The organism is Pseudarthrobacter polychromogenes (assembly GCF_014644495.1).
Taxonomy (GTDB): domain Bacteria; phylum Actinomycetota; class Actinomycetes; order Actinomycetales; family Micrococcaceae; genus Arthrobacter; species Arthrobacter polychromogenes.
In genome coordinates this window covers 139,564-162,686 of the sequence record NZ_BMKU01000008.1, presented here as the reverse complement: position 1 = coordinate 162,686, position 23,123 = coordinate 139,564, and the positions used below count along the sequence as shown (strand labels likewise).

The window sequence follows — 23,123 nt, the reverse complement described above, 5'->3', positions numbered from 1 at the left end:
AGCTGGCCAGTCCCACCCCCGATGTCCCGTTGCGGAATACCTGTGTGGTCCCATGCTGAGCCGCGACAGAACTCAAGGAAGCCGGCGCGGGCCGCTTCGACTGCTCCCGGGATTTCTTGTTTTTGTGCTGTTCTCATCAGCGCTGATACTCCTTGGGCCGGGCCTGCTCAGCGGTTTGCGGGGCGCCGGCGGTTCGCTGGTGTGGAACCCGGAGTGCATTGTGGAGACCCCTGACGGAAAGGTAGGGCTCAACCGTGAGGAGGCGCAACGGGCCACAACAGCCGTCGCACTCCTGGCCCGCGGTGTGGAGTCACCGGACACCTCCGGCATCGACGCGGCGGTGTTGCAGCAGCTGGCCGCCGGCCCACCCGGGGACGCCGGTCCTTCCCTCAGCTGCCGGGGCTCGGCCGCCTCGGGCCTGGTGGAACAACAGCTGGGTGACAACGGCCTGACACCCCGTGCCGAGCGGCTGCGCGGAGCCATGACCGAGGTGTTCGGCACCCAAAGCCTTGGAGGGTTCGCGCCAGGCGGCGTCGGCCAGGGACATGGAGCTGAGTCCACGCACTACGACGGCCGGGCTGTCGATGTGTTCTTCCGCCCGGTGACCGGGGAGAACCGGCGTGCGGGGTGGATGCTGGCCCACTGGCTGGTCGCCCATGCCGACGAGCTGGACATCCAGTACGTCATTTTCGACGACCGCTTCTGGAGCGTGCACAGCTCCCGGGGGCTATGGCAGGAGTACCGCGCACCCGAGCCCCGCAACGAGATCCTGCGCCACCTCGACCACGTCCACGTGGATGTGCTGGCCGGAGGGTCCTGACCCCGGTCCGGGAACGGGACGGATTCTGTCTGGATTCGTACCGCAGACCAGGTGCGGCGTGAGCCTGCCAAGGATTGTCGGTGGCTCCTCGTAGTCTGAATTCACCAAGTTGAGGGGGTACGCCATGCACGGTCCGTTCTGTTCCATCGTCCCGCCATACATGCTGAGAAGGCTGGCCAAACAGGGTGCGCCGGAGTTTTCGTCGGCGGCCAGGGCAGCCAGGGAAGCTCTAGGCCATGTCGAATCGTTTCGTTCAGCGCGGGCCCAGCCCGTACCGGACGTTCCGGCAGGCGTCCGCCAGGCCAAGCCCGGACCACCGCACCGGACCGTCTTTGACGCAAACAGCGCGGAAATTCTCCCTGGCACGCTGGTGCGCAAGGAAGGCGAGGCACCTGTCGGCGACCCTGCGGCCGACGAAGCTTATGACGGGCTTGGCCACACGCACCGGCTCTACGCCGACGTGTTCGGACGGAACTCCATCGACGGACGGGGGCTGCCCCTGAACGCCACGGTCCACTTTGGCCAGCTTTACGACAACGCCTTTTGGGACGGGAAGCAGATGGTTTTCGGCGACGGGGACGGTGAAGTCTTTGAACGGTTCACAAAATCCCTGAGCGTCATCGGGCACGAGCTCGCCCACGGCGTTACCCAGTTTTCAGCTGCGCTCGTGTACCGGAACCAGGCCGGTGCCCTCAACGAATCCATGTCCGATGTCTTCGGCGCGCTGGTGGAACAGTACGTCAACAACCAGTCCGCTGCTGAGGCCAGCTGGCTTATTGGCGAGGGCATCTTCACACCTGATGTGGAGGGCCGCGCCCTGCGCTCCCTGAAGGCCCCCGGAACGGCGTACGACGACGACGTGCTGGGCAAGGACCCCCAGCCGGACTCAATGGACACCTACGTGAGGACCAGCGCGGACAACGGCGGCGTCCACATCAATTCCGGCATCCCCAACCGTGCCTTCTACCTGGTAGCGGAGTCTCTTGGCGGCAACGCCTGGGACTCCCCCGGGCGCATCTGGTACGAGACGCTCACCGGCGGATCGCTTCCGCCTGCCGCCACCTTCAGGGTCTTTGCCCGCGCCACGGCTGCGTCTGCCCTGGAACTCTTCGGTTCCGGGTCCCCCGAGCATGACGCCGTACAGCTGGCGTGGGAAACTGTGAAGGTCAAGCTTTAACGGACGCCCGGCCGGCGCTTTTCGGCCGTCCGGGCTGTAGGGGAAGCCCAAGGACCAGGCCATGAAGATCAGCGTTGAGCGCACCGGAGGAATCGCCGCCATACCAAGGGTGTGGACGGTGGAAGCCCGTTCCGAGACCGCTCTCAACCAGTGGCAGCCCATTGTTGAGGCGTGCCCGTGGGATTCGGTGCCCAGGACACCACGGGCCGCTGCGGAGAAGTTCGCCGGGCAGCAGCCGGACAGGTTTATTTATGCCATTCGGGCGGGGCAGCACCGGGCTGCACTTCCGGAGCAGGCAGTCACCGGGCCATGGCGGGTCCTGGTGGACAGCACCCGGGAAGCGGCTGAGGCATCGCGCGCCCAGCGGCGGCAGGACGGGGCATCCCCCGGCTGAGTGGTCCGGAAAGCCGGGCTGCGGCCGGAGTCCGGACCGCTTGTGCCAGGCAGGAGCTACCCCACCCGGGCCAGCTGGCCGCGGAAGGCCCGGCGGTATGACTGCGGACTGGTGTCCAGGACCCTGGCGAAGTGGTGGCGCAACAGGACAGGATGCCCGAAGCCTGACTCCCTGGCGATCTCGTCGATGGTGAGGTCAGTGGATTCAAGGAGCTCCTGGGCGCGGAGAACACGCTGCGAGTTAAGCCAGGCGGCGGGGGTGGCTCCAGTCTCCGACCTGAACCGCCGTGCAAAGGTCCTCGGCGACATGTGGACCCGTGCCGCCAGTTCATTCACGGTGTGCTCGTGCTCCAGGTTTTCCACCATCCAGCGCAGCAGTTTTTCCATGGGGGCTGAACCGCAGGTAGGCATGGGCCGGTCGATAAACTGCGCCTGGCCGCCATCGCGGTGCGGAGGAACCACCATGTCCCTGGCGATCGCGGCAGCCACGTGCGCCCCCAGTTCCACACGCACCAGGTGGAGGCAGGCATCGATCCCCGCGGCGGTACCGGCGGAGGAGATGATGTTGCCGTCCTGGACATACAGCACGTTTTCGTCAACCTGCACGAGCGGATGTTCGGCGGCCAACTGGCCCGAATAGTGCCAGTGGGTAGTGCAGCGGCGCCCGTCGAGCAAGCCGGCCCGGGCCAGGGCAAACGCTCCGGAGCAGATGGACATCACCCAGGCGCCCCTGGCATCCGCAGCGCGGAGCGCCTCCAGAACCGGTTCGGGCAGTTCGTCGTCCCGGCCGTAGGGGGCCATGATGACCAGGTCCGCATCCTTTGTGGCCTCGAGTCCGAGGCCCACGGTCATGGACAGCCCCGACTTCATCGGCACGTTTCCCGGGTAGGGGGTGCACACCCGGAAATCGAAAGCCGGAACCCCGCTGCCCCGGGCCGATCTGTCGATGCCGAAGACCTCGCACGCAGTACCGAATTCGAACATCGAAAAATTGGGAACCACGATGACTGCCACTGATTTGAGCATGCTTCCATTGTGGCAGGAATTTAAGCTTTTTAGGCATTTCTGCCACTTCTGTCCAGCTGTTGACAGGAGAAGCATGGAGGCATGGAACTCCTCGTAACCGCCCTCCTCATCGTGATCCTCCTCGTTCTCGCCGCCACCGTTTCAGCGCTTCTGCGTGACGGAAGGGGACATACGCCTCCAGTGGAATCCCACGAAGCGTGGTCCGCCCTGGACCTTCCCAGCATCAACTACACGCTCCGCGTCTTCTAAGCCGGCAGCACCTCCTCCAGCCAGCAAGGGCCGCAACTGCAGGCAGTCGAAGCGGGATGCCCGGGCTCCCGCAGTAGACTGTCAGCAGACATGACACTTCACATCGCCTATCCCGCTGAGCTGCCGGTCTCCGAACGGCGCGAAGACCTGATGGCAGCCATCGCAGCTCACCAGGTCACCATCATTGCCGGCGAGACCGGCTCCGGTAAGACCACCCAGATTCCCAAGATGTGCCTTGAGCTTGGGCTGGGCGAGAATGGCCTGATAGGCCATACTCAGCCCCGCCGGCTGGCCGCGCGCACCGTGGCTGAGCGCATCGCCGAGGAACTGGGCGTGGACATCGGGCAGGAAGTGGGCTTCCAGGTCCGCTTCACCGGGGAAGTCAGCCGCGCCACAAAGGTCAAGCTGATGACGGACGGCATCCTGCTGGCGGAAATCCAGCGGGACAAGCTGCTCCGTAAGTACAACGCCATCATCATCGATGAGGCCCACGAGCGCAGCCTGAACATCGACTTCATCCTGGGCTACTTAAAGCGGATCCTGCCGCAGCGGCCGGACCTCAAGGTGATCATCACCTCCGCCACCATCGACCCCCAACGGTTTGCCAACCATTTCGGCACCCCCGACCAACCCGCCCCCATCGTCGAGGTCTCCGGGCGGACCTACCCCGTGGAGATCCGCTACCGCCCGCTGTCGCAGCCGCCCGGTGGTGCTGGCCCCGATGATGAAAATGGTTCCGACGACGAACTCGAGGAAGACCGCGACCCGCTCGACGCCGTCTGCGACGCCGTCGACGAACTTGCCGCCGAAGCACCCGGCGACATCCTGGTCTTCTTTTCCGGCGAGCGCGAGATCCGGGATGCGGCCGACGCGCTGCAGGCCCGCATTCAGTCCAACCGCCGGCTAGCCGGAACGGAAGTCCTTCCGCTCTTCGCCCGCCTGAGCCTGCAGGAACAACACAAGGTGTTCCACCCGGGCAACAAGCGGCGGATCGTACTGGCCACCAACGTGGCCGAAACCTCGCTGACCGTGCCGGGCATCAAATACGTGATCGACACCGGAACCGCCCGCATCTCCAGGTACTCGCACCGCACCAAGGTCCAGCGCCTGCCCATCGAGCGGGTCTCGCAGGCGTCCGCCAACCAGCGTTCGGGGCGGTGCGGCCGCGTCTCGGACGGCATCGCCATCCGCCTCTACTCGGAGGAAGACTTCGAGTCCCGGCCCCTCTACACGGACCCGGAGATCCTGCGGACCAACCTCGCTGCCGTCATCCTCCAGATGACCGCCATGGGAGTGGCCCGCGGCCCCAAGGACGTCGAAAACTTCCCGTTCGTGGAACCACCTGAAACGCGGGCAATCAACGACGGCGTCACGCTGCTCCGCGAACTCGGCGCCCTCGCTGCCGCCCGGCCGCAGAACGGCACGGACGGGGCGAAAAGCGGGGGCGGACTCACCGCCATCGGGCAGCAGCTCGCCCAGCTGCCGGTAGACCCCAGGCTGGGCCGGATGATCGCGGAGGCGGGAAAACGCGGCTGCGTCCGCGAAGTGATGATCCTGGCAGCTGCCCTCACCATCCAGGACCCGCGCGAGCGTCCAACCGACAAGCAGCAACTCGCGGCGGAAAAGCACAACCGGTTCAAGGACGAGAACTCGGACTTCACAGGCTTCCTTAACCTCTGGAACTACATCCAGGAGAAGCAGCAGGAGCTGTCCTCGTCGGCCTTCCGCCGGATGTGCCGGGCCGAGTTCATCAATTACCTCCGGGTCCGGGAGTGGCAGGACCTGTTTGCCCAGTTGCGGCAACTCGCCCGGCCCCTGGGCATCAGCCTCGACAACAAGCGCCTTGCCGATCCCGTAGGCAACCACGAGGGCATCCACATCAGCCTTCTTTCCGGGCTCCTGAGCCACATCGGCATCCTTGACGAACGCAAGCGCGAATATGCAGGTGCCCGGGGCAGCCGGTTCGCCATCTTCCCCGGCTCGGCCCTCTTCAAGAAGTCGCCCACGTTCGTGATGGCGGCGGAGCTCGTCGAGACCAGCCGCCTCTGGGCGAGGGTGGCTGCGAAGTTCGATCCTGTGTGGGCCGAACAGGTGGCACCGGACCTGGTGAAGCGCAGCTACAGCGAACCCCACTGGTCCACCCGGCAGGGTGCAGTGATGGCCTACGAAAAGGTCACCCTCTACGGCGTGCCCATCATCGCCCAGCGCAGGATCAACTACGGCAGGGTTGACCCCGTCGTCGCCCGGGAACTCTTCATCCGGCATGCCCTGGTGGAAGGCGACTGGAAAACCCACCACAAGTTCTTCCACCGCAACCGGGCCCTCCTGCATGAGGTTGAGGAGCTGGAGGCCAGGATGCGCCGCCGGGACCTCCTGGTGGATGACGAGACGCTGTTCGAGTTCTACGATGCGCGGATCGGACCTGACGTGGTGTCCGAGCGGCACTTCGACAAGTGGTGGAAGGAGGCACGGCAGAAGAACCCCGACCTCCTGGATTACGACAAGTCGCTCCTCCTCAGCGACGACGCGGACGGCCTCGATGATTCCGCCTACCCCAAAACCTGGGTACACAAGGGCTTCGAGCTTCCGCTGAGCTACGAGTTCCACCCCGTGGCTCCGGGGTCACCGCCCAACCCCTCCGACGGCGTTACCGCCGAAGTGCCGGTCCTGTTCCTCAACCAGCTGGACGACAAAGCCTTCCGCTGGCTGATCCCCGGGCAGCGCGTGGAGCTGGTGACAGCCCTGATCAAGTCGCTGCCCAAGCAGATCCGGAAGAACTTCGTTCCTGCCCCGGACGTGGCGCGCCAGGCAGTGGCAGTGCTGGAAGCCGACTTTGATCCGGCGGCCGATGACCTGGAGCCGTCCCTTGAGCTTGCCCTGCGCCGCATCCGCGGGCATATCGTCCCGCCTGGATCGTGGAACTGGGATGCCGTCCCGGCCCACCTGCGCGTGTCCTTCAAGGTGGTGGACAGCAGGGGCAAGGTCCTGGATGAGGGCAAGGACCTCGCAGCCTTGCAGGAGAAGCTGGCTCCGGCCACCCGGCGGGCCATTGCCGAATCCCTCGGCGCCACGCCCGCCTCCACGGCACCCGGCAGCGGCAAGTCCTCCGGCAACGGCAGGAAAGCGGCGCAGGCGTCCGGGACAGCGTTCGGCGGCGGTTCCCCCGGGGCACAGCAGCCGGCCACGGTGCCGGGAACCGCAGTTGCAGCCGGTTTCAGGGAGCAGGACGGCCTGGCGGAATGGAATTTCGGGACCCTTCAGCGGCAGGTGAGCAACTCAGTCAAGGGCCACACCGTCACGGGATACCCGGCGCCTGTGGACCAGGGAACGTCGGTGGCGCTCCGGGTGTTCCAGACGGCGGCAGAACAGGCGGAAGCGATGCGCGGGGGCGTCATCCGCCTGCTGGCCCTGCGCGTCCCTGCACCGGACCGCTACGTGCTGGAGCACTTGAGCAACACCGAGAAACTGACGTTCAGCCAGAACCCGCACGGCTCCGTCTCGGCCTTGATTGCCGACTGTGCGCTGGCTGCCATCGACAAGCTCACGCCCCAGGAACTGCCGTGGGACCGGGCGTCCTTTGACCGCCTGTATGAGGTGGTCCGGGCAGAACTGATCGATACGGTGTTCAGTGTGACGGCCGTAGTGGAGCGCATCCTTGCCAGCACCCGGCGGATCGAAAAGCAGCTGAAGGGGACCACCAGCCTGGCGCTGATTTCTGCCCTCAATGACGTCAAGAGCCAACTGGAGCAGCTGGTGTATCCGGGCTTTGTAGCACGGACGGGCTATGCACAGCTCAGCCAGCTCCCCAGGTACCTTTCCGCCATCGAAAAGCGGCTGGAACGCCTGCCGGGCAACGTCCAGCGGGATGCCCTCAACATGGCCGTGGTGCAGCGGCTCGAGGACGACTACGACGACGCCGTGTCTGCACTGCTTCCGGGACGCAAGGCCGGACCTGAATTAACCCAGGTGCGCTGGATGCTCGAAGAACTCCGGGTGAGCCTGTTCGCCGTCGAGCTCGGAACAGCGTACTCGGTGTCCGAGAAGCGCATCCGTGCCGTGCTCAACAAGGCGCTGGCCCCGGCCTAGGAGTCCCTCCCCCTGTCGCGGCGCGGACCCGCAGCCGGGTCCACGCCGGACTGGAGGTCAGGCCGGAACGAACTCGCCGTATCCCGCAGCCCGGAGGCCCTGGCGGAGTTTCTCCGCATTGGCGTCCAGGACGTCCGGGGCCGGGTTCTGGTCCGCGGTGGCGAAGTTGAACTCGGCCATGCTCCGGGAAGGCCAGACGTGCACGTGGAGATGGTTGATCTCATAGCCGGCCACAATCAGGCCTGCCCGCGCCGCGTCGAAGACCTCCACCTGGACCGCGCCGATCCGGCGGGCCACTTCCATGACCTTGGCCAATGTCTCCGGGGATGCGTCGGTCCAGCGGTCCACTTCCTCGGTGGGGACCACCAGCGTGTGGCCATCCGCGAGCGGCCCGGTGGTGAGGAAGGCAGCTACCTCCGGTTCCCGCCAGACAAAGCGGCCGGGGATTTCGCCGTTCAGGATCCTGGTAAACAGTGTGCTCATGCGTGTGCCTCCTTGGCGGGTGCGTGCAGGGTGCTGGTGTCCAGCACAAACCGGTATTTCACATCGCCTGCCACCATCCGGTCGTAGGCTTCGTTGAGCTGGTCGGCGCGGACCATCTCGATCTCCGCGGCCACTCCGTGCTCCGCGCAGAAGTCCAGCATCTCCTGGGTTTCTGCAATGCCGCCGATGAGGGAGCCGGCGTAGGCAATCCGGCGCCGGATCAGTGCGCCGGGGTTGACGGGCGGCATCGGCTCCGAGGGGAGCCCCAGCTGGAAGAGCGCACCGTCAACGCGGAGTGTCCGGAAGTAGGGGTTGAGGTCGTGCGGAGCTGCCACGGTGTCGATGATGAGATCGATGGTGCGGTTGGCTGCGGCCATCGCGTCCTCGTCCCGGGACAGGACAACCTCGTCCGCGCCGAGCTCAAGGGCGGCCGCAACCTTGGCCTCCGACGTCGTGAACACCACCACCGTTGCGCCCATGGCCTTGGCAAGCTTGACGGCCATGTGGCCCAGGCCGCCCAGCCCCACCACGCCCACAACATCGCCGTCTTCGACCTCGAAGTGCCGCAGCGGGGAGAAGGTCGTCACTCCCGCGCAGAGCAGTGGCGCAGCGGAGGCAGGGTCAAGCGATTCCGGCACCCGCAGGACGTAGCGCCGGTCCACCACGATGGACGAGGAGTAGCCGCCCTGGGTAACGGCGTCACCGTTACGGCGGTCCACGGCACCGTAGGTGCCGGTCATGCCGTTTTCGCAGTACTGCTCAAGGCCGTCCAGGCAGCTTTCGCAGTGACGGCACGAATCGACGATGCACCCCACGCCCACCCGGTCACCCACGGCGAAGTCCACAACAGCGGAACCCACCCGGCTGACGGTGCCCACGATCTCGTGTCCGGGCACCAGCGGCCAGGTACTGCCGCCCCACTCGCCGCGGGTGGCGTGCACATCCGAGTGGCACAGGCCGCAGAATTCGATGGCTATTTCGACGTCGTCGGCTTGGGGGGTGCGCCGGGCAAGGGTCAGCGGCACCAACCCGCTGTCCGGGGACGTTGCGCCGTAAGCGGCCGCTGGAACGCCTCCTCCGGACGCCGCCGTCAAAGGGGTGGCAGGGTGTGCAAGGGGCGGAGGTACGGGGCGTCCTGGAGTCATAGTGCGACGCTACCCTTGCCCGGAGGCGTGGTGCCACCCGGCCATCCGCTGCCGCGGCCCGGTTCAGCCCCGGTGGCCACGGGCAGGGCCGGGTTGTTGGACCACTCCGAGAAGGAGCCCGGATAGAGTGCAGCGGGGAATCCGGCGATTTCCAGGGCTGCGACTTCATGGGCGGCAGTAACCCCGGATCCGCAGTACACCGCGACCTGCACTCCGTCGCGGACACCCAGCGACTCAAACCGGCGGCGCAACGCGCCAGCGGCCAGGAACCGCCCGTTGCCGTCCACGTTTTCCGATGTCGGCGCACTGATAGCCCCGGGAATATGCCCGGCCCGCGGATCGATGGGCTCAAACTCGCCGCGGTACCTCTCCCCCGCCCGTGCGTCCAGCAGGAGGCCCGCGTCCGGCCAGGCGGCGGCTGCGGCGGCGTCGATGGCCGGCATCTTCCCGTTCGTCAGATGCACACGGCCGGGCTCCGGAACAACGGGCCCCGCTTCGAGCGGAAGCCCCGCGGCACGCCAGGCGGCCAGGCCGCCGTCGAGCAGGTATACCTCCGCCAGCCCGGCGTTACGGAGCATCCACCACACCCGCGCCGCCGCCATGTTGCCGCTGTCATCGTAGGCCACCACGACGTCACCGTCGTTGATGCCCCAGCGCCGGGCGCCCGCTTCGAAATCCTCGGCCGCCGGCAGCGGGTGGCGGCCCCGTTCGGGAACTGCAGGGGCAGCAAGTTCTGTCTGCAGGTCCACAAACACGGCACCCGGCAGGTGCTCCTGCAGGTAGTGGCGGTAGCCGTGGGGATCGCCCAGCGCCCAACGCACATCCAGCAGTACCGTGCGCCGGTGATCCGCAAGGCGGGCCTGCAGCCCGGCAACATCCATCAGGGGGTTCACTGCACTCCTCCAGCGGTGGTAGGTCCAACGGCTCCACTCTAACGGCAGCCCTTACAGCCCCGGGTAGGCTGGTGCGGTGAAGATCGAGCACAGCGCCAGCCGGTACACCTCGGACCGGGACTGGGCGGACCAGGCAATCCGCAAGATCAGGGCAGAAAACAACCGCTCCGCCGACACCCATCTCTACGCTGTCCCCCTTCCGGAGCACTGGGGCGTCCACCTCTACCTCAAGGACGAGTCCACGCACCGCTCCGGCAGCCTCAAGCACCGGCTGGCCCGCTCCCTGTTTCTCTTCGGGCTGGTGAACGGCTGGATCCGGGAGGACACCACCATCGTGGAGGCTTCCAGCGGCAGCACGGCTGTGTCCGAGGCATATTTCGCGCAGCTCCTGGGCCTGCCCTTTGTTGCCGTGATGGCACGCACCACCAGTCCCGAGAAAATCGCCCTGATCGAGCAGTTCGGCGGGTCCTGCCTGCTGGTGGAGCACGCGTCCGAGGTGTACGCGGCCGCCCAGGAGGTCGCGGAGACCTGCAACGGCCACTACATGGACCAGTTCACCTACGCCGAGCGGGCAACTGACTGGCGGGGAAACAACAACATTGCAGAATCGATCTTTGGCCAGCTCGCGCTGGAGGAACACCCTGTACCCCAGTGGATCGTGGTGGGAGCCGGCACCGGCGGAACCAGTGCCACCATCGGCAGGTACCTCCGCTACCACAGCTACCCAACACAACTGCTGGTGGTGGATCCGGAAAATTCGGCGTTCTACCCGGGCTGGCGGGGCACCTCCGGCGCGCCGGCAGGCCTGCCGTCCCGGATCGAGGGAATCGGGCGGCCGCGGATGGAACCCAGCTTCGTGCCGTCCGTGATCGACCGCATGGTGCAGGTGCCGGACGCCGCGTCAGTGGCCGCGATGCGCCACCTCCACGGCCTTGCGGGACTCCACGCCGGCCCCTCCACCGGGACCAACCTCTGGGGTGTGTGGCAGCTGGTGGCAGAGATGGTGGCCACGGGCCGCTCAGGCAGCATCGTTTCGCTGATGTGCGACGGCGGTGAGCGCTACGCAGGCAACTACTACAACCAGGACTGGCTGGCCGCCCAGGGGCTGGACCCTGCGCCGTACGAAGCGGTCCTCCGGCAATTCATGGACACGGGCACCTGGACCGGAGACCCGGCCTAGACCTCCACAGACTCCCGGGCTGCCAGGTGCGTGTATTCGGTGCCGTATTTGGCACCGATCCGCTGGACATGGCCTTCCACAACCTTCAGGCCGTTCTCGTTGAGCAGCCCGTCGTGGATCTGGAATGCGCGCGGCGCCCTGACGCCGATCACGAAGTCCAGCACCTCGGCTGCCTTGCTCCACGGCGCGTGGAGGGGAACCAGCAGCGTCTTGACGCTGATGCCGTCCGGGACCACAAAGGAGTCCCCCGGATGGTAGACATTGTCGTCAATCAGGTAGCCGATGTTGGCCACAATGGGGATCTGCGGGTGGATCAGGGCATGCTGGCCGCCGAAGCTGCGGATGGTGAAACCGGCCGCCTGGAAGGTGGAGCCCGGGTTCACGGCGTGAATGCGCGCGGCTTCGCCGGTGGCCTTGTCCTGCAGCTGGCCGGTAACACGCGCCGGGGCGAAGACCGCCAGTCCCGCGTTTGCGCGCAAAGCGTCCACCACGGCCGGAACGTCAATGTGGTCGGCATGCTCGTGCGTTACCAGGACCGCTTCAGCGGACTGCAGGGCCTCAGCCGATTCCGAGAAGTTGCCCGGATCCAGGACCAGGACCCTGCCGTCTTTTTCCAGCCGGACACAGGAATGGGTGTACTTCGTCAGCTTCATAGCGCCAGCCTAGGGTCCGCCCCGGGACCATGTCCACGAAGCTCCGGCTGGTAATCTGGATCTTTGCCACCATCCTGAGGAAGCGAGTCCACCCATGCCCGTCGGCGCCAAGGCTGATTCCACCACGTCGTCCCCGGGGACGGGGAGCGGCAAGGAGCAGCGCGTCACGAAGCAGCGCAGGGCCGTCAGCGCGGCCCTGGATGAGCTGGACGATTTCGTCAGCACCCAGGAGCTCTACCGGATCCTCCAGAACCAGGGCGTTTCGGTCTCACTGGCAACCGCCTACCGGATTCTCCAGTCGCTCGCGGACGAGGGCCTGGTGGATGTACTGCGCAACGGCGACGGCGAAGCCGTGTACCGCCGCTGTGCCGTTACCGGACACCACCATCACCTGCTGTGCCGGAACTGCGGCAAGGCAGTGGAAGTGGAGGCTCCGGCGGTGGAGACCTGGGCGGCGCGCACAGCCGCAGAGCACGGGTTCACAGAGGTGGCGCACACCGTGGAGATCTTCGGCCTGTGTCCGGACTGCACGGCGCGCAAGGCCGCCGGCAGCCTCTAAGCCGTTCCCGCCAGGACCCGCCCGTTGATTCCCTTCCGGGCCCGCACCGACCCAACCACCCGGCACACCACGTAGATCAGGAAGGACAGCGTGGTGACATAGGGGCTGATGGGAATGCGTCCTCCCAGCGCCAGCAGGATCCCGCCTACGGTGGCGGTCATCGCAAAGGCCACGCTGAGCAGCACCACGGCAACCGGCGAGGACGTCACCCGGAGCGCGGCCGCGGCAGGCGTGATCAGCAGGGCCAGGACCAGGAGGGCTCCCACCACCTGGATGGACAGGGCCACGCTGACGCCCAGCAGGACCATAAAGACGATGGCAAGCGTCCGCACGGGAACCCCGCGGGCCTCGGCAAGTTCAGGATCCACGCTGGCGAAATTCAGGGGCCGCCAGATGGCCACCAGGGCCACCATCACCACCACGGCCGTTCCGGCAAGCGCCTGCAGCTGGACCGTGTCCACGGAGACGATCTGTCCTGTGAGCAGGCCGAACTTATTGGCGGCCCGGCCTTCGTACAGGGACAGGAACAGGATGCCCAGCCCCAATCCGAATGGCATGATGACGCCGATGATCGAGTTTTTGTCCCTGGCCCGGACACCCATCAGGCCCAGTAGCAGCGCCGCGGTGACGGACCCGATCAGCGATCCAAACACGATGTCGGCGCCGATGAGCAGCGCAAAGGCAGCCCCGGCGAAGGAGAGCTCGGAGATGCCGTGCACCGCAAACGCCAGGTCGCGCTTCATCACGAAGGTCCCCACCAGGCCGCCCAGGAGGCCCAGGACGGCACCGGCCCAGATGGAGTTCTGCACCAGCACCAGGAGTTCGCCGTAGTTTTCGAAGCTGAAGATCGCGCCGAGAATGCTGTCCGCGTCCATCAGGCTGCCTCTCCGGCCAGCACATGCGTTGGTGCATGGTGGTGGGTGGTGGCATCCGGCAGGCCCACCACCACGATGCGCCCGTTGGCGTGGATCACCTCAACATGGCTTCCGTAAAGGTCGGAAAGGACCTCGGTGGTCATGACCTCTTCGGGCGTACCCACCTTGAAGCGGCCGCCGGCCAGGTACAGCACCCGGTCCACGTAATCGATGATGGGGTTGATTTCGTGCGTCACGAAAACCACGGCACTGTTCTGCTCACGGCACTGTTTGTTGATCAGGGCGCTGACCGCCTGCTGGTGGTGTAGGTCCAGGGAGAGCAGGGGTTCATCGCACAGAAGGATCTGGGGATCCGTGGCTAGGGCCTGCGCAACCCGCAGCCGCTGCTGTTCGCCGCCGGACAGCTGACCCACCGGAACTTTCGCGTATTCCGTGGCCCCAACCAGTTCAAGGAGCTGGTCGATTTTTCGGTTGGCCTTGCCCGGGGACAGACGCAGGCCCCACCGGTGGCCGTCAACGCCCAGGCCAACGAGGTCCCGGGCCCGCATGGGGGTGTCCGGGGCGAACGATTTCTGCTGGGGTATATAGCCGATGAGGCTGCTGCCGCGTTCCACCGGGCGGCTGCCAAGCATGGCCTGCCCCCGGTGAAGGTCCTGGAGCCCCAGCAGGACCTTCAGGAAACTGGTCTTGCCGCTTCCGTTGGGACCCAGTACGGCGAAGAACTCGCCAGGCATGATGTCCAGGTCCAGATCCTCCCAGAGCGCCCGCTTGCCGAACTTCAGGGACGCTCCGGTGAGGCTGACCACGGGTTTCAACTATTTGTCTCCAGAACGTTGGTGATGTTGTCCACATTGTCCGTCATCCACTGGAGGTACGTCTTGCCCTCCGGCAGTGTTTCACTGAAGTCAACCACCGGAACCCCGGCAGTTTCTGCCGCCTTCTTCAGCGACTCCGTCTGCGGGCCTTCGGTCTGGCTGTTGTAGGCGAGCAGGCGCACCGACTTCGAGGCCACAAGGTCAGTGGCGGCCTTGAGCACTGCCGGCGGGACGTCCGAGCCCTCTTCAATCGCAGCAGTGTAGTCCTCGGGCGTGGTGTTCACCAGCCCGGCATCCGCCAGGAGGTATACCGGCACCGGCTCAGTTACGGCCACCTGGGCACCCGCCGAAGCAGCCTTCAGTGCGTCCAGCTTTCCGTGCAGTTCTTCTATGCCGGCTTTGAAAGCCGCGGCGTTGGACTGGAATGTCGGGGCAGAGGCGGGCTCGAGTTCGGCCAGCTTGGCGGCGATCTCATCGGCCAGCTGTTCCACCGCCGGGAGGCTGTACCAGACGTGCTCGTTCAACTCGCCGTGGTCGTGGCCAGATTCGTCTTCTTCCGCGGGTTCCGTCGCCGGGGCGTCCGCGGTGGCTTCCTCTTCCTCAGGGTGCGCCAGGCCGGAAAGTTCGACGGCGTTGAGCACCTTCGCGTCGTCAAGGCCGCTGTCCTCCGCCAGGGTGTGGATGAAGTCGTCGTAGCCGCCGCCGTTTTCCAGGACGAGGTCGGCTTTCGAGACCACAAGCCGGTCCTGGGCGGTGGCTTCGTAGGAATGCGGGTCCTGGCTGGTCTTGGTGATGATGGCGGTCACGTTGACCTGGTCGCCGCCAATCGTTTTGGCGATATCACCATAGACGTCCGTTGAGGCCACGATGTTGATCCCGTCGGCGGCTTCCGGAGCGGGTTCCGCCTGCGGGCTGCACGCGGTAAGGAGCAGGCCGAGCCCGGCAAGGGCAGCGAGGGACGATCGGGCAGCGGCGGGACGGCGCACGGAAACCTCATTCAGTGGGGAGGGGCGAAAACAACCATCCCAGCTTATACCTAAATGGGAATGATTCCTATTTAGAAAAGAAGGGTGCCATGGCGACGGTGCCCTCCGCACGCCGGAGAAGGGCACCGTTCCGCTATCCCCCGTTGGGCTGCCCCAGCCGCCGGATGCCCGTGGCCTGGGTTGCATCCCGGATCTCGCCGACGAGCTGCTCGATCACGTCTTCCAGGAACAGGACGCCCTTGGTGTTGCCATCGGGTCCGATCACCCGTGCAAGGTGGGATCCGGTGCGCTGCATAACGGACATTGCCTTCTCGATCTCATCGTCCAGCGCCAGGTTGGCCAGGGAGCGGATGCGGCTCTCGGCGATGGGCCGCTCATAGGCCTGCTCGGGGATGGACAGTACATCCTTAACGTGGAGGTAGCCGTACAGCATGTCGTCCTCGTCAAGCATGGGGAACCGGGAAAATCCGGTGCGGCTCACGGCCTTCTCGAACTCCACGGGAGTGGTGGCGGCCCGGAGCATGACCAGCTTCTCCAGGGGAACCATGATGTCCGCGGCTGTGTATTCGGAGAACTCCAGCGCGCCGGTGATGAGCCCGGCGTCGTCATCCACCAGCCCGTGTCGGGTGGACTCCTGAACAATGGACTGCACTTCCTCCAGTGTGAAGGAGGAGTTCACCTCATCCTTGGGCTCGATCCGAAGGAGCTTGAGGATGTGGTTGGCCGACCAGTTGAGGACCGAAATAACGGGGTGGACCAGCCGCGCAACGAACATCAGCGGCGGGGCAAGCAGGAGCGCCGCCTTGTCAGCCACGCTGACCGAGATGTTTTTTGGCACCATTTCCCCGAAGGTCACATGCAGGAACGTCACCAGCATCAGCGCCACCGCGAACGCAGCCACATCGGCAACTTCCTTGGGCAGGCCGAGCGTCTCGAGCGGTACGGCGAGGAGATGGTGGATGGCCGGTTCGGCCACCAGCAGGATCAGGAGGGAGCAGACGGTGATGCCAAGCTGGGCGCACGCCAGCATCAGCGACACGTTTTCCATGGCGCGGAGGGTGGTCTGCGCCCGCTTGGACCCGGCCTCGGCCAGCGGTTCGATCTGGCTGCGCCGCGCGGACATGACTGCGAATTCAGCGGCCACAAAAAAGGCGTTGCCGAGCAGCAGCACAGCCAGCCAGAAGATTCCGGCCCAGTCGCTCATCGTTCAGCCCTGTCGTCGCGTTGGTTCCTGCCGTTACGTGTGGACTTGTCGTCTTGCCTGGAATGGTCGTCCCGCTGGGAGCTGTCCGCCCGGTCGTTGTCGTCGGAGTCGGCAGCCGGCCGGAAGCAGATCCGGTCAATGCGGCGCCCGTCCATCCTGGTGACGCTCAGCGTGCCGCCGCCAACGGGGACAGTATCCCCAACGACGGCGATCCGGCCCAGCTTGCTCATGACGTATCCGCCCACCGTTTCGTAGGCGGCTTCGTCCGGGACGCTCAGCCGGGGAATCTGCTCGGACAGCTCGTCCGGACGGAGCAGGCCAGGGAAGTACCAGTCCCCGGAGGCACTCTGCAGGAGTCCAGGGCGGACCTTGTCATGCTCGTCGGCCACCTCTCCCACGATTTCCTCCACCAGGTCCTCGAGCGTGGCGATGCCGGCGGTTCCGCCGTACTCGTCCAGGACGACGGCGAGCTGGAGGTTGCCCTCGCGGAGTTCCGCAAGCAGGGCGTCGAGGTGGATGGTCTCGGGGACCCTCAGCACCTCCGTCATGATGGCACCGGACTCCAGGTTCTGGCGGCGGTCCCACGGCACAGCCACAGCCTTCTTAACGTGGACCAGACCCCGGATGTCATCGGCGGAATCGCCAATCACCGGGAACCGCGAGTATCCGGTCCGGCGTGCAGCACTGAGGACATCCGACACGGGCTGGTCGGCATCGATCGTTTCCACCCGGATGCGGGGCGTCATGACGTCAGCCGCTGTCCTGGCGGAGAAGTTCAGGGTACGCGCCACGAAGTTGGCAGTGCCGGCGTCGAGCGTTCCCATGGCCGCCGACCGGCGCACCAGCGAAGCTAGTTCCGCCGGTGTCCGGGCCCCGGAAATTTCTTCCTTCGCCTCCAGTCCGAAGACGTTCAGCACCTTGTTGGAGAACCCGTTGAGCAGCACGATGGCCGGTTTGAAGACGGCAGTGAACATCAGCTGGGGCCGGGCGAGCGCCCGGCCAACCGGGAAGGACAGCGCGATGGCCATGTTCTTGGGCACCAGTTCGCCCAGGAGCATCGAGAGCAGGGTGGCGAGCACCATGGCCAGGACCAGGGAGACCGAAGCGACGGCGACGTCGGGAAGTCCGACGGCGGCCAGGGGGGCTTCCAGGAGGCGTCCCACCGAGGGTTCCATCACATAGCCGGTCAGGAGCGTTGTCAGAGTGATGCCCAGCTGGCAGCTGGACAGCTGCGTGGACAGAGATTTCAGGCAGGTGAGCAAAGGGACAGCGCCGGCGTCGCCGTCGTCAATGGCACGTTGGACCGTGGGCTGGTCCAGGGCAATAAGGGAGAATTCGACCGCCACGAAGAATCCCGTGCCGGCGATCAGCAGCAGGCCTGCTGCAAGGAGAAGCCATTCCATTCAGCATCCCGCCTGGAAGGCGGTGCTGAACGGCATGGCAAAAGAAGGGGAAATGCGGAGTCTGGGAGGTCTTCCCGGCGGAGGATGGTCGGCGGTAACCGGCGCCAGTTCCCCGGGGGCTCTGGCCGGCTGCGCTGCCGGCGGGTGATGGGCTCGTGTTCGGGGTTTGCCGGCTCTGCGGGTGGACTGCGCGGCGCTGCTCTTCATGCTCCGCTGACAGCCCCCAGGCCGGCACCTAGATTTACTGTCCATAAGAGCTTCAGTCTACAGGAGGCACCTGCGCCCGCTTCACCCGCACTGCCGCCCGCCGGGCGCTTCGCGGGCGGACTTTCCGGCGCCGCGCAACGCACCGTTGATGACGCAGTTTCCCGCCATATTCCGCGATCCCCGCGTCACTTCATGATTTGGGTCACCCTTATTGGCAGTTAACACACGATGCTCACTAGACTTGCAAAGGTCTGGGTTCAGAGGACGCAGAAATCGGTTCGAACGTGTTGCTGAAGCACCGTGGGGCCGGGGAGAAATCAAACTCATGGAAGAGGCGTATTTCAAGTGCCAGAGCAGCCTAGCCACCGTCTACCAGAGGAATTTGGCGGAAACGAGTGGCTCGTTGACGAACTGTACGAGCAGTACCAGCAGGACAAGAACGCCGTGGATGCCAAGTGGTGGCCGCTGTTTGAATCGTTCGGGTCGGGCAGTTCTTCTTCCAATGGAAATTCGGCCCACCCCGCTACCCGGGAAATGCCGTCAGTAAATGCAGCCCAGGCACCGTCGCCGGCAGCAGCACCAGCCGTCCCGCCGGTGCCGTCCGCCCCTCCGGCGTCCGCGCCCGCACCGGCAAAGAAGGCCCCCGCCACGGTTGCCCGCGACGGCGGCAAGAAGACCGAGGCCGGAACCGGCTCCCAGCCCATCCCGGCGCAGCTGCCCAAGAACGTCAAGGCACCCACCGCTCCTGAGGAAGACGTCGTCTCCGTCCTCCGCGGACCGGCAAAGGCAATCGCCACCAACATGGTCACCAGCCTCCAGGTGCCCACGGCCACCAGCGTCCGCGCCATCCCGGCCAAGCTGCTGATCGACAACCGCGTGGTCATCAACTCGAACCTGGCCCGCGCCCGCGGCGGCAAGGTTTCCTTCACGCACCTCATCGGCTACGCCGTGATCCGCGCGCTCTCCCAGTTCCCTTCCATGAACGTGTACTACGACGAAGTGGACGGCAAGCCCGTTGCCGTCCAGCCGGCCCACGTCAACTTCGGCATTGCCATCGACATGCCGAAGCCGGACGGCACCCGCCTGCTCATGGTGCCGAACATCAAGAAGGCCGAAACCCTCAACTTCTCCGAGTTCTGGCACACCTACGAGGACCTCATCAAGCGCGCCCGCAACGGCAAGCTGACGGCTGAGGACCACCAGGGCACCACCGTGTCGCTGACCAACCCCGGCGGCATCGGCACCGTCCACTCGGTACCCCGCCTGTCCAAGGGCCAGGCTGCCATCATCGGCGTCGGCGCCCTCGACTACCCCGCGGAATTCCAGGGCGCCAGCGAGAAGATCATCGCCCAGAACGCGATCAGCAAGGTCCTCACCCTGACCTCCACCTACGATCACCGCGTTATCCAGGGTGCCGGCAGCGGCGAGTTCCTCAAGCTTGTCCACCAGCTGCTGCTGGGTGCACAGAACTTCTACGACGAGATCTTCGAGTCCCTCCGCATCCCGTACGAGCCCGTGCGCTGGAGCGCCGACAAGCAGGTTGATCCGGCTGACCAGATCAACAAGGTGGCGCGGATCCAGCAGCTGATCCACTCGTACCGGGTCCGTGGCCACCTGATGGCCGACACCGATCCCCTTGAATACGTCCAGCGCAAGCACCCGGACCTAGACATCCTGACCTACGGCCTGACGCTGTGGGACCTGGACCGCGAATGGCCCACCGGCGGCTTCGGCGGCAAGCCCATGCTCAAGTTCCGCGACATCCTGGGCGTCCTGCGCGATGCCTACTGCCGCACCACCGGCATCGAATACATGCACATCCAGGAACCGGAAGAGCGCAAGTGGTTCCAGGACCAGCTGGAACACCCCTACTCCAAGCCCAGCCGTGAAGAGCAGCTCCGCATCGTCTCCAAGCTGAACGCCGCCGAGGCCTTCGAGACCTTCCTGCAGACCAAGTTCGTCGGCCAGAAGCGGTTCTCCCTGGAGGGCGGAGAATCCCTGATTCCGCTGCTTGACGCCATCATGTCCGACGCCGCCGACGACGGCCTGGACGAAGTAGCCATCGGCATGGCCCACCGCGGCCGCCTGAACGTGCTCACCAACATCGCCGGCAAGACCTACGCCCAGGTCTTCCGCGAATTCGAAGGCACCCAGGACCCGCGCTCCGTGCAGGGCTCCGGTGACGTCAAGTACCACCTGGGCACCGAGGGGACCTTCACCTCGGACAACGGCAAGGAAACCAAGGTCTACCTCGCCGCCAACCCCTCCCACCTCGAAGCAGTGGATCCCGTCCTTGAGGGCATTGTCCGCGCCAAGCAGGACCGGCTGGACCAGGGCGAATCCTTCCCCGTCCTGCCCATCATGGTCCATGGCGATGCCGCCTTTGCAGGCCAGGGCGTGGTTGCCGAAACGCTCAACCTGTCCCAGCTCCGCGGCTACCGCACAGGCGGAACCATCCACGTGGTTGTCAACAACCAGGTGGGTTTCACCACGGCCCCGTCATCATCCCGCTCGTCCACATACTCCACGGACGTCGCCAAGATGATCCAGGCCCCTGTGTTCCACGTGAACGGCGACGATCCCGAGGCAGTGGTCCGCATCGGGCAGCTCGCCTACGAGTTCCGCCAGCGGTTCCACAAGGACGTCGTCATCGACATGGTCTGCTACCGCCGCCGCGGGCACAACGAGGGCGACGACCCCTCGATGACCCAGCCGCTGATGTACAACCTCATTGAGGCCAAGCGCTCCGTCCGCAAGCTCTACACCGAGTCCCTGATCGGCCGTGGCGACATCACCGAGGAAGAAGCCGAGCAGCTGCTCCGCGACTACCAGGAGCGTCTGGAACGCGTCTTCGCCGAAACCCACGCGGCCCAGACGTCCCCGATCCCGATCGTCACGGCAGACACTGCCGCCGTCTCGGACATCGAGCGTCCCATCTCCCAGCAGTCCGACTCCGGTACCACCGCGCCGGTTTCGACGGCCATTTCCGCAGACACCCTGGCGCGGATCGGCAAGGCCCACGTGGAAATCCCGGAGGGCTTCACGGTCCACGCGAAGCTCAAGCAGCTGCTCGAGAAGCGCGAGCAGATGTCCCGCGAGGGCGGCATCGACTGGGGATTCGGGGAAATCGCAGCCTTCGGTTCACTGATCATGGAAGGGGTCCCCGTACGCCTGGCCGGACAGGACTCCCGCCGCGGCACCTTCGTGCAGCGGCACGCTGTGTTCCACGACCGCGCCAACGGCAAGGAATGGCTGCCCCTCGGCAACCTTTCCGACGACCAGGCGAAGCTGTGGATCTATGACTCCCTGCTTTCGGAATACGCGGCCATGGGCTTCGAGTACGGCTACTCTGTTGAGCGGCCGGATGCGCTGGTCCTGTGGGAGGCGCAGTTCGGCGACTTCGTCAACGGTGCACAGACCATCATTGATGAGTTCATCTCCTCCGCGGAGCAGAAGTGGGGACAGCGCTCCTCGCTGGTCCTGATGCTGCCCCACGGCTACGAGGGCCAGGGTCCGGACCACTCCTCCGCAAGGATCGAGCGGTTCCTGCAGCTGTGCGCCGAAGAGAACATGATCGTGGCCAACCCCACCACCGCGGCCTCGCATTTCCACCTGCTGCGCCGCCAGGCCTACAACCGGCCACGCAAGCCGCTGATCATCTTCACGCCCAAGCAGCTGCTGCGCCTCAAGGCTGCCGCATCATCGGTGGCGGATTTCACCACCGGTACGTTCCGCCCCGTCATCGGCGAACACGAGCAGCTGGCGGGAGACGCCGTCGAACGCGTCCTCCTGGTCTCCGGCCGCCTGTACTACGATCTCCTGTCCACCCGGCAGAAGACGGACGACAAGACCACCGCGATCATCCGCGTGGAGCAGCTCTACCCGCTGCCGCACGAGGAAATCGCACAGGAACTCGCCAAGTACCCGAACGCGGAAGTTGTGTGGGCGCAGGATGAGCCCGCCAACCAGGGGCCGTGGCCGTTTATTGGCCTGAACCTGCCGGGTGCCCTGGAGCGCTCCGTCCGGCTGGTTTCGCGACCGGCGTCGGCATCCACTGCCGCCGGGTCCATGAAACGGCACGCCGCGGAACAGGATGTCCTCCTGAAGCAGGCATTTGCACGGAAGTAAGCACTAAGGCTGCCCGGCCGGACGTCGAAATCCCAGACTCCGGCCGGGCGGTTCTGTTTAATGGAGTCCACAGCGCTGATGGAAATACACAGCGCCGGATCAAAAGCCCCAATCGCATGCACAGCCCAACCCCGTGGCCGGAACCAGGTCCACGGTGGCGGCGGCAAGGCACCAACGTAAAGAGGAACGCGTGGAAGACAGGAAGCTGCGGATTGCAGCTGTAGGAGATGAACTGCTGGCCGGACTGGGTGACCCCCGGGCCCTCGGCTGGCTGGGCCGCGTATTGGCCCGCACTCCCCGGGACAGCATGCTCCTCGAAAGCTACGCCCTCCCCTGCCCGGAGGAAGGAACGGAAGGCCTCGCCGCGCGCTGGTTGGACGAGGCCGGCCGGCGCTTCAGCGACAAAGCAGAGAACCGTCTGGTGATCGGGCTCTCCGGACGCGACATACAGTTCGGGCTCTCCACTGCCCGCAGCCGGCTCAACCTGGCCAACATCCTGGATTCGGCGTCCCAGAACCGCATCGAGGTCTTCGTCGTGGGCCCGCCGCCCACCCTGGACCCCGCGCAGAACAGGCGCCTTGACGAACTCAACACCGCCTTCGCCGATGTCACTACCCGGCGCAAGCACCTGTACGTGGACACCTTCTCCCCGCTCCTGAACCACGAACAGTGGCGCCAGGATCTGGCGGCCCAGGGCGGCACTCCCGGCCAGGCCGGCTACGGGCTGATGGCGTGGCTGGTGCTGCACCGTGGCTGGTTCCAGTGGCTCGGCCTCGACGCTCCAGAGTAACGCCAGGTTCGCGATATATCTTGACCTGCCCCCACGGCGTTGGTACGTTGG

At 65.6% G+C, this 23,123-nt stretch carries 19 protein-coding genes; 9 read left to right on the top strand and 10 right to left on the bottom strand.

What is annotated here, in order from left to right; genetic code table 11:
- Positions 1-124 precede the first annotated feature (124 nt).
- The 3 genes from IEX43_RS13840 to IEX43_RS13830 all read left to right on the top strand — a co-directional run bounded on the left by IEX43_RS13840 (position 125) and on the right by IEX43_RS13830 (position 2,391).
- Positions 125-820 carry a hypothetical protein gene (locus tag IEX43_RS13840; protein ID WP_229666463.1) on the top strand — a complete coding sequence of 232 codons (696 nt, stop codon included), beginning with the start codon at positions 125-127 and terminating at the stop codon, positions 818-820.
- Positions 821-944: 124 nt separating this feature from the next.
- A complete protein-coding gene (locus IEX43_RS13835) occupies positions 945-1,997 on the top strand; it encodes a M4 family metallopeptidase (protein WP_188811849.1) in 1,053 nt (350 codons plus the stop codon).
- Between the two features lie 61 nt (positions 1,998-2,058).
- Complete coding sequence (locus IEX43_RS13830) at positions 2,059-2,391, top strand: protealysin inhibitor emfourin (RefSeq protein ID WP_188811847.1); 333 nt, start codon at positions 2,059-2,061, stop codon at positions 2,389-2,391.
- A 56-nt stretch (positions 2,392-2,447) separates the two neighbouring features.
- On the opposite strand, the gene IEX43_RS13825 is transcribed toward IEX43_RS13830, so the two are convergent.
- On the bottom strand, positions 2,448-3,416 hold the full coding sequence (locus IEX43_RS13825; protein ID WP_188811845.1) for a GlxA family transcriptional regulator: 969 nt from the start codon (positions 3,414-3,416) through the stop codon (positions 2,448-2,450).
- Positions 3,417-3,497: 81 nt separating this feature from the next.
- On the opposite strand from IEX43_RS13825, the gene IEX43_RS13820 reads away from it, so the two are divergent.
- Together IEX43_RS13820 and hrpA are read left to right on the top strand one after the other, a co-directional pair.
- Entirely contained in the window at positions 3,498-3,665 is a 168-nt protein-coding gene (locus IEX43_RS13820) for a hypothetical protein (RefSeq protein WP_188811843.1), read from the top strand.
- Between the two features lie 90 nt (positions 3,666-3,755).
- Positions 3,756-7,751 (top strand): ATP-dependent RNA helicase HrpA, encoded by a 3,996-nt coding sequence (hrpA, locus tag IEX43_RS13815; protein ID WP_188811840.1) that lies wholly within the window; start codon positions 3,756-3,758, stop codon positions 7,749-7,751.
- 57 nt (positions 7,752-7,808) lie between these two features.
- Here the strand turns inward: hrpA and IEX43_RS13810 are convergent, their stop codons facing one another.
- The 3 genes from IEX43_RS13810 to IEX43_RS13800 are packed head-to-tail and all read right to left on the bottom strand — an operon-like array spanning position 7,809 to position 10,272.
- Positions 7,809-8,234, bottom strand: a complete 426-nt coding sequence (locus IEX43_RS13810; protein WP_188811838.1) for an HIT family protein — start codon at positions 8,232-8,234, stop codon at positions 7,809-7,811.
- Positions 8,231-9,379, bottom strand: a complete 1,149-nt coding sequence (locus IEX43_RS13805) for an NAD(P)-dependent alcohol dehydrogenase (RefSeq protein ID WP_188811836.1) — start codon at positions 9,377-9,379, stop codon at positions 8,231-8,233. Before IEX43_RS13805 ends, IEX43_RS13810 begins: the two co-directional genes overlap by 4 nt.
- Positions 9,376-10,272, bottom strand: coding sequence for a sulfurtransferase (locus tag IEX43_RS13800; RefSeq protein WP_188811834.1), 897 nt, complete (start codon positions 10,270-10,272; stop codon positions 9,376-9,378). The genes IEX43_RS13805 and IEX43_RS13800 overlap by 4 nt, the downstream gene beginning before the upstream one ends.
- A gap of 76 nt (positions 10,273-10,348) precedes the next feature.
- Between IEX43_RS13800 and IEX43_RS13795 the strand changes: the two genes are divergently transcribed.
- On the top strand, positions 10,349-11,452 hold the full coding sequence (locus IEX43_RS13795) for a PLP-dependent cysteine synthase family protein (protein WP_188811832.1): 1,104 nt from the start codon (positions 10,349-10,351) through the stop codon (positions 11,450-11,452).
- Here the strand turns inward: IEX43_RS13795 and IEX43_RS13790 are convergent.
- On the bottom strand, positions 11,449-12,105 hold the full coding sequence (locus IEX43_RS13790) for an MBL fold metallo-hydrolase (protein ID WP_188811830.1): 657 nt from the start codon (positions 12,103-12,105) through the stop codon (positions 11,449-11,451). The genes IEX43_RS13795 and IEX43_RS13790 overlap by 4 nt on opposite strands.
- A gap of 94 nt (positions 12,106-12,199) precedes the next feature.
- Here IEX43_RS13790 and IEX43_RS13785 point away from each other — a divergent pair, with 94 nt between their 5' ends.
- A complete protein-coding gene (locus tag IEX43_RS13785) occupies positions 12,200-12,664 on the top strand; it encodes a Fur family transcriptional regulator (RefSeq protein ID WP_188811828.1) in 465 nt (154 codons plus the stop codon).
- On the opposite strand, the gene IEX43_RS13780 is transcribed toward IEX43_RS13785, so the two are convergent.
- The 5 genes from IEX43_RS13780 to IEX43_RS13760 all read right to left on the bottom strand — a co-directional run bounded on the left by IEX43_RS13780 (position 12,661) and on the right by IEX43_RS13760 (position 17,947).
- On the bottom strand, positions 12,661-13,539 hold the full coding sequence (locus IEX43_RS13780) for a metal ABC transporter permease (protein WP_104184940.1): 879 nt from the start codon (positions 13,537-13,539) through the stop codon (positions 12,661-12,663). The two genes, IEX43_RS13785 and IEX43_RS13780, sit on opposite strands and share 4 nt — an antisense overlap.
- Complete coding sequence (locus IEX43_RS13775) at positions 13,539-14,354, bottom strand: metal ABC transporter ATP-binding protein (RefSeq protein ID WP_188727836.1); 816 nt, start codon at positions 14,352-14,354, stop codon at positions 13,539-13,541. The genes IEX43_RS13780 and IEX43_RS13775 overlap by 1 nt, the downstream gene beginning before the upstream one ends.
- A complete protein-coding gene (locus IEX43_RS13770; protein WP_188811826.1) occupies positions 14,351-15,340 on the bottom strand; it encodes a metal ABC transporter solute-binding protein, Zn/Mn family in 990 nt (329 codons plus the stop codon). The genes IEX43_RS13775 and IEX43_RS13770 overlap by 4 nt, the downstream gene beginning before the upstream one ends.
- Before the next feature lie 133 nt (positions 15,341-15,473).
- Positions 15,474-16,544 (bottom strand): hemolysin family protein, encoded by a 1,071-nt coding sequence (locus IEX43_RS13765; protein WP_104184943.1) that lies wholly within the window; start codon positions 16,542-16,544, stop codon positions 15,474-15,476.
- Positions 16,541-17,947, bottom strand: coding sequence for a hemolysin family protein (locus IEX43_RS13760; RefSeq protein WP_229666462.1), 1,407 nt, complete (start codon positions 17,945-17,947; stop codon positions 16,541-16,543). Before IEX43_RS13760 ends, IEX43_RS13765 begins: the two co-directional genes overlap by 4 nt.
- A 552-nt stretch (positions 17,948-18,499) precedes the next feature.
- Between IEX43_RS13760 and IEX43_RS13755 the strand changes: the two genes are divergently transcribed.
- Entirely contained in the window at positions 18,500-22,282 is a 3,783-nt protein-coding gene (locus IEX43_RS13755; RefSeq protein WP_188811824.1) for a multifunctional oxoglutarate decarboxylase/oxoglutarate dehydrogenase thiamine pyrophosphate-binding subunit/dihydrolipoyllysine-residue succinyltransferase subunit, read from the top strand.
- 190 nt (positions 22,283-22,472) lie between these two features.
- The gene (locus IEX43_RS13750) at positions 22,473-23,072 is read left to right on the top strand and encodes a GDSL-type esterase/lipase family protein (RefSeq protein WP_104184945.1); all 600 of its coding nucleotides are present in this window, start codon (positions 22,473-22,475) and stop codon (positions 23,070-23,072) included.
- The last annotated feature ends 51 nt before the right edge of the window (positions 23,073-23,123 follow it).

Bases quoted from the DNA above. Each gene is read 5' to 3' on its own strand.
- IEX43_RS13820 (WP_188811843.1), top strand. From the start codon at position 3,498: ATGGAACTCCTCGTAACCGCCCTCCTCATCGTGATCCTCCTCGTTCTC.
- IEX43_RS13780 (WP_104184940.1), bottom strand. From the start codon at position 13,539: ATGGACGCGGACAGCATTCTCGGCGCGATCTTCAGCTTCGAAAACTAC.
- IEX43_RS13790 (WP_188811830.1), bottom strand. From the start codon at position 12,105: ATGAAGCTGACGAAGTACACCCATTCCTGTGTCCGGCTGGAAAAAGAC.
- IEX43_RS13810 (WP_188811838.1), bottom strand. From the start codon at position 8,234: ATGAGCACACTGTTTACCAGGATCCTGAACGGCGAAATCCCCGGCCGC.
- hrpA (WP_188811840.1), top strand. From the start codon at position 3,756: ATGACACTTCACATCGCCTATCCCGCTGAGCTGCCGGTCTCCGAACGG.
- IEX43_RS13785 (WP_188811828.1), top strand. From the start codon at position 12,200: ATGCCCGTCGGCGCCAAGGCTGATTCCACCACGTCGTCCCCGGGGACG.
- IEX43_RS13805 (WP_188811836.1), bottom strand. From the start codon at position 9,379: ATGACTCCAGGACGCCCCGTACCTCCGCCCCTTGCACACCCTGCCACC.
- IEX43_RS13825 (WP_188811845.1), bottom strand. From the start codon at position 3,416: ATGCTCAAATCAGTGGCAGTCATCGTGGTTCCCAATTTTTCGATGTTC.
- IEX43_RS13830 (WP_188811847.1), top strand. From the start codon at position 2,059: ATGAAGATCAGCGTTGAGCGCACCGGAGGAATCGCCGCCATACCAAGG.
- IEX43_RS13760 (WP_229666462.1), bottom strand. From the start codon at position 17,947: ATGGAATGGCTTCTCCTTGCAGCAGGCCTGCTGCTGATCGCCGGCACG.
- IEX43_RS13765 (WP_104184943.1), bottom strand. From the start codon at position 16,544: ATGAGCGACTGGGCCGGAATCTTCTGGCTGGCTGTGCTGCTGCTCGGC.
- IEX43_RS13835 (WP_188811849.1), top strand. From the start codon at position 945: ATGCACGGTCCGTTCTGTTCCATCGTCCCGCCATACATGCTGAGAAGG.